This window comes from Enterococcus sp. AZ067, assembly GCF_051715005.1.
GTDB classification, from domain to species: Bacteria; Bacillota; Bacilli; order Lactobacillales; family Enterococcaceae; genus Enterococcus_D; species Enterococcus_D casseliflavus.
Window position 1 is genome coordinate 3739374 of the sequence record NZ_JBIOSY010000001.1, and the last position, 15627, is coordinate 3755000.

Below are 15627 nucleotides of genomic sequence, written 5' to 3' on the forward strand. Positions count from 1 at the left end.
TGGCAGCCTCGGTTCCTTCAGCCTCTTCTTACCTTTATAATCGTTTCTGACAAAAGGGTCAAGATTCCAGAGGCTTCTGTCGCAGGATTTAAAAAAAACTAAACATGTAACTGTTTTCACAAAAAAACAACGACGGCAGTTGCCGCCGCTACACAAGGTATTCATAAAACTTTTCAAAGGTCAGCCGCAACGTGCCATGGTAATCCCGTAAAAGGGTAGGCAAAGCGATCACTTCTTCATGTTGGATCGGGGCATCGATTTGGATCACCGCTTCTTCCTCATCCAGATAATAAGAACTAAACAGTTCATCATCAGCAACTTCTTCTAGCTGATTGGTCAGCTCCTCATAAAACTTTTCTACGATCGGTTCTGCCAACTCATCAAAGACTGGCTGCAAGGCTGCTTCTACAGCTGGAAACGGCTGCGCGAGTAATTGCTGTCCGCTGAGGGAATGGCGGGTATTCTCATAGGTCAAATAAAGCAGGTCGAAATAATCCTCTTCTTCCCCGATCGCTTCTAGCGTCAAAAGGGCTTTTTCTACCAATGAAACCAAGGCCGAGGATACCTCCTGATGCATCACCGCATCAACTTTTTCAAATAATTGCTGTTTCTCGATGACAAATGTTTCTTCCATAAAAGTGAATTCCGCTTTTTCAAAGCAAAGGGGGGTATCAGAGATAAATAGTTGGATCGTTGCCATGGCGTTGCCTTCTTTCTTTTTCAAGCTGCGGACAAACAGATGATTTGTCAACAGCGAAAATCTTCGTTAGCATAAATAATAGCAGGTGAACAAATTGTTCATCAAGTAATAAGGAGGAGATCGAATGAGTAAAGTTGCTGTTATTGTCACTGATCTAGTTGAAGATGTTGAGTTGACGTCACCAAAAGAAGCACTGGAAGCGGCTGGACACGAAGTAGTCGTTATTAGTAATGAAGGCGCCGAGACCGTCGAAGGCAAACAAGGTGGAACATTTACCGTCGATGCGACCATTGATACGATCGATCCTGCAAGTTTTGATGCTTTGTTGATCCCAGGCGGTTTCTCCCCTGACCAATTACGGACCGATGAGCGCTATGTGTCATTGACGAAAGACTTTTTGACATCTGATCGTCCCGTCTTTGCCATTTGCCACGGCCCACAACTGTTTATCCAAACAGGACTGACAAAAGATTTGACCTTGACGGCTTATGATTCTGTGCGACCAGATTTAGCCTACGCAGGTGCCACCGTCAAAGATGAGCCCGTCGTGATCGACGAAACCTATCGGTTGATCACCAGCCGAAACCCAGATGATCTAGATGCCTTCAATCAAGCCATTACCGAGGCATTGAATTAACCACGAATAAGACTTGGTTTCTTAGAGAAAAAAAGCCGCCAGTTGCAGCGTTCGATCCTTCGTATCGATCGAGCTGCAGCTGAGCGGTTTTTTCTTGCGTAGCTTTTCAGTTTTCAGTGAATGGCTCTTTCCCCGTTACTCGTCAGAGGGCAGCTCAAAACCATCGAAAGTCTCGCCATCATAGTAGCGCAATAATTCTTCCGTCGATAATAAGGAAGACGTCATTTCTTCCTGTGTCTCATTGGCCTCTCGAAGTTGGGCAAGGTAAGCCGCGTAGGCTTCTGCCAACTGCCGATAAACAGCTTGCCGCGAAGTTCCTTCTGCTTGGATCGTCGGCAATTCACGGATAAAGGCCCGATAGACGGGGCGGTTTTCCTGCCATTCGATCGGCAACTCAATTACTTGAAGCTGGGCTTCTTCAAACCATCGTTCCATCGCTCTCCCTCATTTCTTTTCTTATTATCGTCAAGTTAGCAGCAAAGGTCAATCGGTGAGCAAAAAAACACAGAACAAGCGTTGAAAGAAATTAACACATCCGCAAAAGCTCGCTTGTTGGGCTAGCTTTTACGGATGCGGCAATTTATCTGCTTGTTCTGTGTGTTACTCGTTTTTATGCGGCAACATACGCATATTTTTCAATGTTTTGTCGGATCGTTTCAATCATGTCTTCATCTTGTAAGCCAGTGATTTCTGCAATGACTTCTGGCAGTTCTTTTTCATCCAAAAGTGCTTGTAACTGTTGGCTTTGCTCATCTTCCGGATCTTTGTAGTTGAAGATCATGCCGATCGTTTCATAGAGATGGTCTGGCTGCATGTTGCGTTTTTCTAACTCAAGGACTGGTCGGATAAAGCGTTCTTTGGTCCCTAATTTGCGGACAGGTGTCCGTGCCACCCGAGTGATAGCATCGGAAATGTGTTTGTTTTTAAAGCGTTGGATGATTTTTTCGATATACCGTTCATGTTCTTCGGGATCAAAGGCCCACTTCTCAATTAAAAGCCGCCCAGTTTCTTCGAGAACGGATTTTAATTGGATCACCACTAAATGGTCCTGCATCGCTTCATCGATCGTCTGATAGCCTTGGAGGGCGCCTGTGTACGCTACCGTAGCATGACCCGTATTGACACTGAATAATTTCCGTTCAATATACGGTTCCAGGTCCGCCACATAATGGACCCCTTGCAGATGGATCGAGGATTTCATCCCTGACTCTTGGATCACCCATTCGCAAAAAGGTTCTACTTGAACGAATAAAGGATCTTCATGGTGCTGCAGCGGTACGATGCGGTCCACCGCTGCATCTGGAAAACCAACCGTCGCTTCTAACGCGGACCAATCCGCAACGTATTTTTGCACTTCGCTTTTTAAAAAGGTCGATCCGCCGATCATGTTCTCACAGGCGATCACATCAATGGCTGGCTTGTCTGGGTGTTGCTGACGTGCTTCTAAGCCTTTGGCGATCAGCTCAGCGATATGCGGCAAAATGTTGGGACCAATGGCGGTCGTAAGGATGTCTGCCTCGGCGATCGCTTGGATCACCGCTTCTGGTTCTTTGGCATTGTTCAATCCCGTCACATGCTCAATGTGGATCTGTTCTTGGGACTCATCGGCTAATTCGATGGTATACCCTTGTCTTGCTTTTAAGGCGTCAATGATCGTTTCATTGACATCAATAAATGTGATTTCAAAGTTGTTGGCAGCCAATATCTCGCCGATAAAGCCGCGACCAATATTACCTGCACCAAAGTGAACTGCCTTCATGTCTTGTCTCCTCCTTAAATCCTTATGCTACGGTCAAACTTTGGGCGATTTCTTCTTTATCTAAGGCATCCGCCAATTCGACAACGTTATCGATATCGCTGCAAAAGAGGGCGATTTGTTGGACCAATTGCAGATGATCTTCCCCTTTGCCCGCGATGCCGAAAAGGACGGTGACGATTTTTTCTTCGTCCGCTGTACCGAAATTCACGCCATCAGGTACTTGCACGATACAGATACCTGATTTTTTGACGTATTTTTTGGCTTCATCCGTGCCGTGAGGAATCGCAATAAAGTTCCCCATATAGACTGAGAGCATCTCGTCACGCTCAAGCATGGCATCGACGTATTCTTTTTCCACACAGCCTGCCGCCAGCAGTTTTTCGCCGCAGTAACGAATGGCTTCTTCTTTGGTCGCAAATTGTTTGTTCAATTCAATCATGTCTTTTTCTAATACTTGCATTCGGCTCATCCTTTCTTAATTCGCTGCTTTGATCGATGCCACGATCCGTTGATAGTTCGTCGTTCCCATCAGATTATTAACGGATAGATGGATCGCTTCTGGCGCTGAGGTTTGCGCTTGCGGCGTTAAGGCTTCTTTTGTGATCACCAGGGAAGAGGCGTTGGCATGGAGATCATTGATATGGCTTTTTCTGATTGGCATCGTCAGAGCTTCTTTGGCTAAAAGATCTTGGAAGACTTTCTGAGCCATCGTTGCCGAACCTTTGCGGTCATCGTGGGCCAAAATGATTTCACTGACTTGCTTAAGGTCATTGGCGGAAGGAACATCTGCCTGGTTGCCTGCTTCAGACTTTTTTTCTGACTCCCCCGCTGTCTTAGTCCCTGACAATGTAGCTACGATTTCATCGTAACGTGGAGAGTTCAGGAAATTCTCAACCGCGACGAAGGTCGCATTTGGCGCTTTTTGTTTGGCACGTTCTTGCAATTCTTCTTGAGTAACGATCAGCGTATTGGCATCGTCCGTCAAATTGTTGATGGCGGAATTCGAAACATTTTGTGGAAGACCCGCTTCTTTGACTTTTTTACGTAAGATCGATGCCCCCATAGCACTGGAGCCCATGCCTGCATCACATGCGAAGATGATGCGATTGATGCCAGTCATTGGTTGAGCCGCCAAACCTTTGGCGCTGAGTTTTGCTGCTTGCGTTTGTTGTACTTTTTCTTCAAAATTATCCACCGTATCCTTCGCATCCGCTTTCAAGATCGCGGCAGCGACGATAAAGGACACACCTGCTCCTACGGCAATTCCGGCTAAGACAGAAACGACACTCATCACCGAGTTGAATGGCGTCATTGCTAAGATCGCAATGATCGAACCTGGGGAAGCAGGTGCCCGTAAGCCTGCACCTAACAATTGGAAGGTAAAGCTTCCTGATACACCGCCGGCAATCACTGCTAAGAACATCAATGGTTTCATCATGACGTATGGGAAGTAGATCTCATGGATCCCACCGATAAAGTGAATGATGATCGCTCCAGGTGCCGAAGATTTCGCTGCTCCTTTTCCGAAGAAAGTGAAGGCTAGCAAGACTCCTAAACCAGGTCCAGGATTGGCTTCTAATAAGTAAAGAATTGATTTCCCAAATTCGCTGACTTGCTCAGTACCTAGTGGTGTCAAAATTCCATGGTTGATGGCATTGTTTAAGAATAGGATTTTTGCTGGTTCAATAAAAATATTGGCTAATGGAATCAAGTGGGCATTGACGATCACTTCGACCCCTGCTGCCATTGCTTCTGTCAAGGTATTAACAACTGGCCCGATTGCTACAAAGCCCAGTAATGCTAAAGCAAAACCGATCAAACCTGATGAAAAGTTGTTGACCAACATTTCAAAGCCAGCGCGAACTTTGTCTTGGAAGATCTCGTCAAATTTCTTGATGACCCAACCGCCTAAAGGACCCATGATCATTGCACCCAAGAGCATTGGGATATCCGTTCCGACGATGACCCCCATCGTTGCGATCGCCCCAACCACGGCTCCGCGGTCACCAGCAATCACTTTCCCGCCAGTATACCCGATCAAGATTGGGATCAAATACGTTAGCATTGGACCGACCATCGTTGCAAAGGCTTCATTTGGTAAATACCCATCTGGAATAAATAATGCCGTTAATACACCCCATGCAATCAATGCGCCGATATTCGGCATCACCATACTCGACAACGTACTGCCTAATTTTTGAACTTTTGCTTTGACTGATGATTTGGCTGCTTTTTGTGTCTGTTCCATTTTTTTCTCTCCTCTCGTCTGCTTACACCCTTATTGTAGGCGCTTCCCAAAAAGCTCGAAAGTCGTACTTTGGCACAAAAAACTGTGCCAAAACTTGTAGCCAAACGGATAGAACAAAAAAAGGCGAGCAGCCCCTGCACTCGCTTATTTTTGTTATGTTTCACGTGGAGCATTTTTTTTGATTTTGCCAAAACACACAAAAAAAAAGTGTACCCGCTCCTTCTACACAAGGTAGAAAGAGCAAGTACACGGAGGCAGCTCATTCATTTATTTCGTTCGCTGCTCTTGTTGCTAGCCAGCCTGCTGCTGATTGCTTATTCTTCTGCTAACAAAATCTGTTGGATCTCTTCAACCGATTCGGCATCACTAAGCGCCCGAACATTCTGCATATCAGAACAAAAAAAGGCGATTTCTTGCAAAACAGCTAATTGCTGCTCTTTTAGGACGACTACGAAAAGGATCGTAGCGATTTTAGGCTGCTCCTTCGTGCCGAAGTCGACGCCATCAGGCACTTGGATCAAAAAGAGTCCTTCTTCCTTGATCCATTGCTGGGCTTCTTCTTCCGCATGGGGCAATGCCACAAAGTTACCGATGTAAACACCTGTTTTTTGATGGCGACGCAAAAGGCTTTTGACATAGGGCAAGGAAACGATCTCCTGGTTGACTAAGTACTCGCCAATTTTTGTCAGAGCCTCTGTGGCATCGGTAAAGTGTTGATCCAACAAAATCCGCTCCTGTGGAATATACATCGCTGATCCCTCCTATTGTTTTACTTCTTCAATCAAGAGCGAAGAGAGCAACTGATAAATAATCGAATCATTGCCCGAATTAAAAATCTCCGTATTTAGATCATTCATAATGATCGAACCACTGATTTTTCCTAACATCTGAGAGCTTGTTTCATTGATAGGATACGGCGCAAGCATGACTAATAAACGGGTAACAGCGATTTCTTTTTTATCCATCGCTAAAAGAGGCAAAGGTTGTTTCAAGTCGAAAATACGAAAAACTGGTTGCAGGATCGCCGAGCTCGCCGCGTGAAACAAGGCAAAGTGAGTGTCAGGAATGCCCACTGGCGCTTGGAAGTAGCGCCGTAAGAGACGATCAACGACTTTCTCACGATCCAAAACAACATGTTCATCAAAAGACGTCAGCACCAGCTGCAACGTTTCTTCCAAGTCTGCTGGGTTATCAATGGCTTGCACTTGAAACAGCGCCAATAGCTGGTTAATGGCTTCGATAAAAGCCAAGACCGCTTCATAGGATTCCTCTTTGACCAAAGCAGAGGGTGCCTTTTTTGCGGAACGTTTTTTCTGACTAATGGCTTGGAAGGCCTTCTTCAACTCTTGAATATCTTCTTCTAGCAGGATCGGTGAAACGAGTTTGTACTCTCCTTGATACCCTGGCAGCAAGGAAGTCGAGATCACCAAGTCATAGGTCTCCTCGATATTTTCCCGTTTGACATCTCCCACTCGAAAGAAGGTGATTTGATTGATAAAGGGAAAATGTTTCCGCAGCTGCATCTCTAATAAACTGATGGAGGCTAATCCGCTAGGAGAGATCCCTGCAATATTGACTTCTAACACTTTCGGATTTTTTTCCAACGAATTGGCAAAATGCAGGACCATATAGGCGATTTCTTCTTCCGAGAACTGCTGCTGCGGAAAGACCTGCGGCAGATGATTGCGAATCCCGCTGGCGATCTCGACATACTGGTTCATGATTTTTTCTAGGATAGGGTTGTTCAAATGATCTTCTTCTAAAATCGCCCGCGTCATCACTCCTGAGATATGGGTCAGCAGCATTTTATACAAGTTCGTATCTTCATAAAACGCCACTTCCGTTTGCTCACTGACCAATTCGATCAAGCGTTTCACACGATAAGCCAAGTCAGTATCAAAATTGTCATCAAAAAAATCACGATCAAAGGAATTAGCAAAATCACCTAGTAACACGGCAAAAAAGACGATTTCGTTGATGGAATAAAGCAGTTTCGTCTTTTCGGCGATCTGAGCAAAAATCTTTTTCGCCACCTTCAGCAAGTCTTTGTTGATCTGACTCGGGTACGTCTCTTCTTCCACCGTGTAGCCCAAAGCTACCCGATCCATGGCTAGCGCCAGCATCAAGACGATAAACGCCAATTTGCGGTCACTAAGTTCCTTGAACTGCGGCTCGATGGTTTCTCGAATCAGCCGCTGGGCTAGCAATAGATGGTCACGGGACAGAAATTGAAAAATAAACGGGGCTTCATCATCGGTTTCCAGTAAATGGAAAAATTGGTACTCATTGATCTCCATCACTAGTGTATTGGCTGTGATCAACCGCCGATATTTTTCGGAGCCTTCGATCTCATACCCTTGATTGCGCACGATCCTTAACGGCAGCCGTGCGAGACTTTCTTCTAGCTGTTTGATATCTGAAAAAAACGTCGTATTGCTGATTTGGTAGCGATCCAAGAAGAAATGACTAGATACAGGCTTCGTGGCGGTAGTCAGTTGCAGCAAAATACGATGTTGTCGCTCACTAGCCGCGAATTCTTGATCGGTATCTGCCATAATGGCTTCTTGCAATTGGCGAATGCTCGTTTCTGATGCAAAAATTTGGAAATGACCACGACCGACCTTCTCTAAGGTAGCTCCTACTGTTTCCAGCGATTTTTCTAAATTAGCCAGTTCACGGTACACCGTTCGTTTACTGACTTTTAAGACTTGCATCATGCGATCTAAAGAAACTGGACCGGTACTATTCATCAATTCCGTTAATAAAAGTGTTTCACGATTGGTCAAAAACATAGTCGACTCCTTCTGTCAGTAACTGACGATACGCATCTGTCGTCAATAAATCATCCACCACCAGCAAAGGAACATCTGGGATCGGGCACTTTTCTGCAAGTTCTTTCGGGAGGATATAGATTGCCGTAGGGTCAAGAGCTTGTCCTTCATACGCCATTTTTTTGATGGTCAAAGACAGCGCTTGTTGGCGGGCCATTTTGCTTAGTATCTCCACTGCCATCGTTTGTGAACCGCGTTTTTTTCCAGTATACAAAAAGATGATCGTTGAAAACCCTAGCGAACTTGCTGCTTCGGTTTGCAGCGATTTTTGCGAATCCTGTTCTCTTCTTTGTAATTCTAGGATCAGCGGGGCATACTCATCAGCCGCCAAAAAATTATCTAACACATAATGCTGTGCGTGAGGTGTCTGCTTTTGGGCAATAGCTGCTAATTCCCGTTGGGTGATCACCAAAAGCGCGGGATCATCGATCACACGATAAATCGATTGATAGCGGACAGGAAACGTTAGCTGGGCTTCTTGTAACTGTTTTTTTAGTATGCTGGCACCAATCGCACTGGACCCCATCCCTGCGTCACAGGCCACGACGATCTCCGTGACTTTCTTCATTTTCGGCATCTTACGCTCCTCATTTTCTGTATTGGACTTCCGTTTTAACAGCACACTAGCGATCGCAAACGATACGACCGTACTGACGACAATCCCAGCTAAGACACCTAGGATCATAGACGGCGGTGTATTGAGTAAAATCGCTAAGATCGAGCCAGGAGACGCAGGCGCTCTTAAGCCTACCCCTAAAAATTGGAAGATCAGCGTGCCACTGAAACCACCAACGATCGGACCGAGCAACACCCAAGGATCGAGCAGAACAAACGGGAAATACACTTCATGAATCCCACCAATAGCCTGCACAAAAACGGATGCTGCGGCATTCGTTCGGTTTCGCTTTGAACCAAAAAAAAGATACGCCGCTAAGACCCCTAATCCTGGACCGGGGTTGGCCTCGATCAAAAATAAAACCGACTGACCATTGAGTGCCGCTGCTTCGATCCCTAGCGGTGTAAATAGACCATGGTTGACAATATTATTAAAAAACAAAATCTTCAATGGTTCTACAATGATATGGATAAAGGGCAAGACGTTTTGCTGAACAAAATAATCAACCAGCTGATAGCTGCCGAGACTGAACCAATTAAAAAGCGGCGCCAATAGGAAGTAACTTCCTAAAAAGAGGAGTCCGCCAAACGCACCTGCAATAAAATTGCGCACCAGCATCTCATAGCCACTTTTGACTTTGCTCACGATCGAATCACTGCGGTACAATAGCCAGCCCGCTAGCGGTCCCAGCAGCATCGCCCCAAAGACCTGGGGAATATCGGTTGCGAGAATAGCCCCTAAGACCGCCACTGCTCCCACGACCCCACCTCGTTCAGGCGCCAACATCTGCCCACCTGTATAGGCGATCATGAGGGGCAGCAGCACAGTCAAGACCCCTTGTTCCATTTGCTGGATCACTTGTTGATCGACTGAGAAAAAAGGCAGCAGGAATGAAATCAGCATCCACGCAATAAAAATACTTAAATTCGGCATCATCATGCGAGAAAGATAATTCGTATAAAACTTAACCGTTATCATTTTTTCTCTGGAAGACGAGGTCTTGTTCATTTTATCCGCTTCCTTTCTCTTCTCTATTATAAGATGTTCTGGCAAGACTGAAAACAAAAAAAGCATACGTTTTTTAAAACAGAAATCAAAAAAAGCTGACGTAAAACGCCAGCTTTTGAAATAGCTTCAATTGATTTAGTTTACGCGTACCGCGAAATCTGGTGAGTAATAAGAGTAACTGCTAACAGAAACATTTTGACCTGGTGTTGGTGCATGAACGTATTGTCCGTTACCCATAGCGATCGCCACGTGGTGTGTGCTTCCGCGGCTACCCCAGAATAACAAGTCACCAGCTTTTGCTTCATTGATCGAAATCACCGTACCAGAAAATTCTTGTGCGTAAGTTACCCGTGGTAATGAGATCCCAACTTTAGCAAATACATATTGTGTAAAGCCAGAACAGTCAAAGCCGTCTGGTGTCGTACCACCCCATACATAAGGAGTACCAATGTATTTCATTGCTTCTGCTACGATTGCTGAACCGTTGACCGTTTGTGCGGGTGCAGGAGTATTGCTTGCACCATTGCCGCTATTGTTCGATCCTTGGTTGTTATTGCTATTGTTATTGTTGGCAGGAGTCGATGGTGTCGTATTTGTTGAACCGCCACCTTGTGATGAACTGCCTTGCGTAGTATCAGTCGTCGTACTAGAATTTGTTGTTGAGTTTGATGTCGTTGAATTCGACGTTGAAGACTCGCTTGATGCTGCTTCCTGAGTAGCTGCTTCAGCTGCTGCCGCTTCTTGAGCCGCTGCTTCTTGTGCTGCTTGTTCACGAGCTGCTGCCGCCGCCGCTTCTTCTGCAGCGATGCGTGCTTGTTCTGCTTCATATTCTTCTTTTTGTTTTTCTAAATCAGCTTTTTCATCTTCTTTAGATGCTTGTTGAACAGCCAATTCCGCTTGTAAAACATCTAAATCGGCTTGTTTGGCTTGTAGATCCCCTAATTGTGTTTCTAATTCAAATTGGTTCGCTGCGATTTCTGCCAATTTATCGTCGTTTTCCGCTTTTTTCGCTTCAACTGCTTCTTGGTCTGCCTTTTGTTGATCCACAAGATCTTTGTTAGCATTGACGATCGTCGTCATTGCTTGCACACGGCCAATAGCATCTGTTAAAGAGTCAGCTTCTAATACTGCATCAATAAAGTTCGTGCTTTGACCATTGACTTGAACGTCACGGGCTTGTTTTTGGATCGCTTCTTCACGCTTTTCGATTCTGACTTTCAAATCAGCAATTTCTTGCTTCAACTTTTCAGAATCCGCACGCAAATCACCTTGTTGTTGCAACAAAGTTTGGGCTTTTTCATTGATTGCAGCCACGTCGCTTTCAAGTGCTGCTACTTGTGACTGGATGCTCGCTTGCTGGTTTTGCAAGTCAGAGATCTCTTTATTTTTTTCTTCAATTTTATTGTCAAAATCTGATGCAAAGACAAGTGTCGGTGCTGCTGCAGAAGTAAGAACAATTGAACTTACTAACAATAAAGATAAAATTCGCTTTTTCACTCTTCATTCCTCCGGCTGTTGCTTCCCCTAATATGGTTTTTTTATGTATAAATGCTTAAGAATACCTAAAGTCCCTCACGATAGTGTGATTGTAACACAGCCGTATGTCAGAGAGATAAAAGGAATATTACAAAAACATTTCAATCGCTGTTATTTTTATACAGTCAAACGCAAAAAAAACGAAGCTATTCGTCTTTGAATAGCTTCATGAATGGAACGACTAAAAGGATAAACAAAATGATGTTCAATAAAAGCGTTGGTGCTAAAAAGCGGGAAACAAAGAATGACGTGCTAACTGATGCGATCTTAAATAGCAACTGGACGCCCAACGTCACAACTTCTAAGCTTGTAACAAAGATGATCATTCCGAAAAACATGGTAAATACATTTTGATAAAGCGTATTTTTCAAAATATACATGATCCATACGATCAAGGGAAACGCCACCGTGTAGATGCCGATCACACCGACATAATACACGTCATAGAGGCAGCCGATCACAAGCGCCGTGGTGATCAAAAAGTTTTTCGGCAAATACTTCGCGCCACATAAAAGGGCGATCAATAAAAGATGCGCACTGGCGATATAATTGTCTTGGGTCCATTTTTCCAAAAAACGCGTCAGTTGTCCATCTGCCAACATCATCAAAAAGAAGACGCCCGCTGCCAGGGATTTGATGTAGTCATGCTTTTTCATGGCTATTCCTCACCTGCCAAGCGTTTGATAATCGTTACTGCTTGAATATCATACATTTGGGCATACGGTTTTACAAATACTTGGGTATCAAGACCAAACTCATCTTTGGTGGTACGGATCACTGTTCCGATCGCTAAGTCGGCAGGCGAGTTTCCTCCTAATCCAGAGGTCTGCACGACATCGCCTTCCTTCAGCTCATTGTCCCCTGTCAACTGGGTAATGACCAAGGAACGTTCTTTTTGATCGTAACTACTTAGAATCCCAAAATTTGACCCATCTTCGCCGCTGATCCGAACCGGATAGTGGTTAGAATTCTGGTTTTCAGAAGTCAAAAGTTCAATTTTAGAAGAAGCCGCATTGACTTCTACCACACGACCAATCAAGCCTTTTTGCGACATGACCGCCATGTTGACCTCAACGCCGTCTCTTGAGCCTCGATCCACGATCAGCATATCTTGCCAAGTATCAGGTGACCGATTGATGACATTGGCGGAGATTCGTTCATAATTCGTCAAGGTCGCATTCAGCTCTAGCTCTTCTTTCAAGGCATCGATTTCTCTTTGCGCATTGTCCTTCGCTTGTTCCAATTCATCAAAACTGTCCAATTTCTCTTTTAAACGTTCATTTTCTTCATACGTCACAAACAAGTTTTTGACTGAATTCGCCCCATTTTCGATCCAACGAAAAGGCGCCGTAATCACTTTATCGATAAAGCCAACGGAGTCATTGACCGTTGATTGCACAACATTGGTGGAGTTTCCCGCAGCTCTGCGGGCAATCGTCACGCTTAATACGGTGACAACTAAAATCACAATAATCAATGTGATGATAATATTTTTATTAGGATTAAACTTTTTCACAAAGACACCTCAAATAATTCCAAACTGTAGTTCCAATTTTACCATTAATACCCTGCAAACAAAAGCTAAGTTGACCGTCTTAATGTTTTTTTTGTAATTAAGTTTCTGAAATTTTCAACAAAAAAAAGAGACGTTCCGTCTCTTAATCACAACTTTGAATGACTGCTATCATCCCGCTGCTAAAGGAAAAACCTGCTGTTTGTGTCAGAAATTCATTGCTGGCATAAGAAGTTGGGTACGGCACTTGGACGTTTTCTAATAAATACTTGCTACCTGTCAACGTCAAATCTGTTACCGGCGTCAAACAGCAGTACGCCAAATACTGCATCTCGGGTTCTTTTTCCAATTGATAGGTGCCTGGTAAAAAGAACTGAACGACATTTTGACGATCTAAAAAACGCAGATTTGGGGCAAATGGACGAAACCGATCTTCTAAAGGCAGCCATAGATTGGCTAAAAGATGGTCGAGACGTCCTCCTGTTGCACCAATCAAGTCGATTTGCGCTTCTGGATAGCGACGCAACGTCTCCACCAATGCCAACTGGGTATCTGTATCATCTTTTTCAGCAGGCGCTTGGATCACTGTGCTGACTTGTTGTTTGACTGCTTGCAGTTCGCCTGCGGTCAAAGAGTCGAAATCACCAATCGCTAGATCGACTTGCCGTTGGTGCTGAAGCAAAAACAATGCCCCGCGATCAATCCCAATGTATTTGTCATACGTCATCAGCGGTGGCCAATTTTCAGGGCGCCCCCCTGCTGCTAACAAAATCTTCATTTATTGCAAAGCTTCTTTCAAGGCTCTGATTTGTGCTGCAGGTTCATCGGCATCGTAAATATAGCTTCCTGCTACGAAGACATTTGCACCTGCTTCCAGGCAACGTTTGGCTGTCTCAGGAACGATCCCGCCATCTACCTCGATATCATAATGGTAGCCTTTTTCTTCTTTTAAAGCAGCCAGTACCGCAATTTTTTCTAGTGATTCTTCAATAAAGGATTGCCCACCAAACCCTGGATTGACCGTCATGACTAACACTTGATCACACATGGATAAAACATGTTCAATGGCTGATACTGGTGTGCCTGGGTTGATGACGATTTCTGCTTTGACATTTTCTGCCACAATCATTTGGATCGCACGATGGATATGAGGTGTTGCTTCCGCGTGGATCCCAATGATATCTGCCCCCGCTTCTGCGAAGGCATGGATATACTTTTCTGGTTCGGTGATCATTAGGTGAACATCCAACGGCAGTTTGGTAACTGGGCGAATCGCTTTAACGATGTTTGGGCCTAAGGTAATATTAGGGACGAAATGACCGTCCATCACGTCTACGTGAATATAATCTGCGCCATGGCGCTCTACCAGCTCAATGTCTCTTTGAAGATTTGCAAAATCGGCACTTAAAATAGATGGTGCTAGTTTTATCATGCTTTTCCCTCACTTTTTCTTCTTTTTATAAACCGGACGTCGGTTTTCAATCTCTTCTAAAAATTGCACGTAATTCTTATAACGAGTCTCGGCAATCTCATTTGCTGCAACCCCCTGCTTAACTGCACAATCAGGTTCATTAAGGTGCATACATTCCCTAAAACGACAGTTGGCAGCTACCTCTAAAAAGTCAGGAAATAGTTTGGGTAACTCCACCGCTTCGATTTCCAAAAAGTCGATCGAACTAAATCCTGGTGTATCGGCAACCAATCCATCACAAATCGGCAAGAGCTCCACATGACGGGTCGTATGTTTCCCCCGCCCGAGAGATTCTGAGATCACTCCTGTTTCCAATGCCAATTCTGGGACGATCCGATTCAGCAATGTCGACTTTCCAGCACCGGATTGCCCCATAAAGACGGTGATCCGCTCAGGAAAGTACCGTTGAAGTTCCAATAGATCTTCGCCTTCTGCTTTTGACGTGATCACGTGGTAGCCAATTGCTTGATAGGTCTCCTCAATTGCTTTCATTGCAGCAAGATCTTTCACAAGATCCGCTTTTGTCAAAAAGATGATCGGTTCGATCCCCTCATACTCTAACGTCACTAAAAAGCGATCCAATAGGTTATAGGAGAAGTTCGGCTCAACTAGACTTGTCACGACCACCCCTTGATCCACATTTGCGACTGGCGGTCGAACCAGCTCATTTTTTCGCGGCAAGATCTCTAAAAGATAACCGTCTGTTTGATTGCTGCTTTCAAAGATCACTTCATCCCCCACCAAAGGAGTGATTTTTCGATTCCGAAAATTTCCTCGAGCGCGGGTTTGAAAGATTTCGTCTTCTGATGCCACATAATAAAATCCGCTTAGCGCTTTGATGATTTTTCCCTTCAAACAATTTCCTCCTCGTTTTTTACTATTGTATCATATTTTCAGGTCTTCTCACTGGCTGAAAACACAAAAAAAGCCTGAAGCGAATGCTTCAGGCATCAAAAAATCGGGAAGACAGGATTCGAACCTGCGACCCCTTGGTCCCAAACCAAGTGCTCTACCAAGCTGAGCTACTTCCCGATAATAAAAATGAAACAAATAAAAAGACTACGCGCCCAAGAGGAGTCGAACCCCTAACCTTTTGATCCGTAGTCAAACACTCTATCCAATTGAGCTATGGGCGCATATTATGAAATGCCGAGGACCGGAATCGAACCGGTACGGTGATCACTCACCGCAGGATTTTAAGTCCTGTGCGTCTGCCAGTTCCGCCACCCCGGCTGAAAATTGCTAAGGCAAAGCGGAAAACGGGGTTCGAACCCGCGACCCCCACCTTGGCAAGGTGGTGCTCTACCA

Annotated in this window: 15 protein-coding genes and 4 tRNA genes (1 of these 19 cut by a window edge); 1 reads left to right on the forward strand and 18 read right to left on the reverse strand. The window is 44.8% G+C overall.

The window, feature by feature from the left end; translation table 11 throughout:
• Window positions 1-148 precede the first annotated feature (148 nt).
• Window positions 149-700, reverse strand: a complete 552-nt coding sequence (locus tag IGI82_RS17705; RefSeq protein ID WP_334203805.1) for a hypothetical protein — start codon at window positions 698-700, stop codon at window positions 149-151.
• Window positions 701-824: 124 nt separating this feature from the next.
• On the opposite strand from IGI82_RS17705, the gene IGI82_RS17710 reads away from it, so the two are divergent.
• Window positions 825-1337, forward strand: coding sequence for a type 1 glutamine amidotransferase domain-containing protein (locus IGI82_RS17710; protein ID WP_010748853.1), 513 nt, complete (start codon window positions 825-827; stop codon window positions 1335-1337).
• A gap of 135 nt (window positions 1338-1472) precedes the next feature.
• Here the strand turns inward: IGI82_RS17710 and IGI82_RS17715 are convergent, their stop codons facing one another.
• From IGI82_RS17715 to IGI82_RS17795, 17 genes are all read right to left on the reverse strand, one after another.
• The gene (locus tag IGI82_RS17715) at window positions 1473-1772 is read right to left on the reverse strand and encodes a hypothetical protein (RefSeq protein WP_015510628.1); all 300 of its coding nucleotides are present in this window, start codon (window positions 1770-1772) and stop codon (window positions 1473-1475) included.
• Window positions 1773-1947: 175 nt separating this feature from the next.
• Entirely contained in the window at window positions 1948-3096 is a 1149-nt protein-coding gene (locus IGI82_RS17720) for a mannitol-1-phosphate 5-dehydrogenase (protein WP_438842584.1), read from the reverse strand.
• Window positions 3097-3118: 22 nt separating this feature from the next.
• Entirely contained in the window at window positions 3119-3556 is a 438-nt protein-coding gene (locus IGI82_RS17725) for a PTS sugar transporter subunit IIA (protein WP_015510630.1), read from the reverse strand.
• A 15-nt stretch (window positions 3557-3571) separates the two neighbouring features.
• Window positions 3572-5344 (reverse strand): PTS mannitol transporter subunit IICBA, encoded by a 1773-nt coding sequence (locus IGI82_RS17730; protein ID WP_244732778.1) that lies wholly within the window; start codon window positions 5342-5344, stop codon window positions 3572-3574.
• 314 nt (window positions 5345-5658) lie between these two features.
• The gene (locus IGI82_RS17735; protein ID WP_005232954.1) at window positions 5659-6093 is read right to left on the reverse strand and encodes a PTS sugar transporter subunit IIA; all 435 of its coding nucleotides are present in this window, start codon (window positions 6091-6093) and stop codon (window positions 5659-5661) included.
• Between the two features lie 12 nt (window positions 6094-6105).
• Entirely contained in the window at window positions 6106-8136 is a 2031-nt protein-coding gene (locus IGI82_RS17740) for a BglG family transcription antiterminator (protein ID WP_005230244.1), read from the reverse strand.
• The gene (locus IGI82_RS17745) at window positions 8117-9865 is read right to left on the reverse strand and encodes a PTS sugar transporter (protein WP_438842585.1); all 1749 of its coding nucleotides are present in this window, start codon (window positions 9863-9865) and stop codon (window positions 8117-8119) included. The genes IGI82_RS17740 and IGI82_RS17745 overlap by 20 nt, the downstream gene beginning before the upstream one ends.
• A 69-nt stretch (window positions 9866-9934) precedes the next feature.
• The gene (locus tag IGI82_RS17750; RefSeq protein ID WP_438842586.1) at window positions 9935-11296 is read right to left on the reverse strand and encodes a C40 family peptidase; all 1362 of its coding nucleotides are present in this window, start codon (window positions 11294-11296) and stop codon (window positions 9935-9937) included.
• A 185-nt stretch (window positions 11297-11481) separates the two neighbouring features.
• The gene (gene mreD, locus IGI82_RS17755; RefSeq protein WP_375820320.1) at window positions 11482-11991 is read right to left on the reverse strand and encodes a rod shape-determining protein MreD; all 510 of its coding nucleotides are present in this window, start codon (window positions 11989-11991) and stop codon (window positions 11482-11484) included.
• Between the two features lie 2 nt (window positions 11992-11993).
• A complete protein-coding gene (gene mreC / locus IGI82_RS17760; protein WP_034869542.1) occupies window positions 11994-12851 on the reverse strand; it encodes a rod shape-determining protein MreC in 858 nt (285 codons plus the stop codon).
• Window positions 12852-12993: 142 nt separating this feature from the next.
• Window positions 12994-13626, reverse strand: coding sequence for a thiamine diphosphokinase (locus tag IGI82_RS17765; RefSeq protein WP_375820322.1), 633 nt, complete (start codon window positions 13624-13626; stop codon window positions 12994-12996).
• Window positions 13627-14280 carry a ribulose-phosphate 3-epimerase gene (gene rpe / locus IGI82_RS17770; protein WP_015510634.1) on the reverse strand — a complete coding sequence of 218 codons (654 nt, stop codon included), beginning with the start codon at window positions 14278-14280 and terminating at the stop codon, window positions 13627-13629.
• Window positions 14281-14289: 9 nt separating this feature from the next.
• Window positions 14290-15174: a ribosome small subunit-dependent GTPase A gene (rsgA, locus tag IGI82_RS17775; protein WP_438842587.1), complete on the reverse strand. Its 885-nt coding sequence runs from the start codon at window positions 15172-15174 to the stop codon at window positions 14290-14292.
• A 103-nt stretch (window positions 15175-15277) separates the two neighbouring features.
• Window positions 15278-15351: transfer RNA gene (locus IGI82_RS17780), tRNA-Pro, on the reverse strand.
• A gap of 30 nt (window positions 15352-15381) precedes the next feature.
• Window positions 15382-15455 (reverse strand) — tRNA-Arg (locus IGI82_RS17785).
• 11 nt (window positions 15456-15466) lie between these two features.
• A tRNA-Leu gene (locus tag IGI82_RS17790) sits at window positions 15467-15552 on the reverse strand.
• Window positions 15553-15570: 18 nt separating this feature from the next.
• A tRNA-Gly gene (locus IGI82_RS17795) sits at window positions 15571-15627 on the reverse strand (it continues 15 nt past the right edge of the window).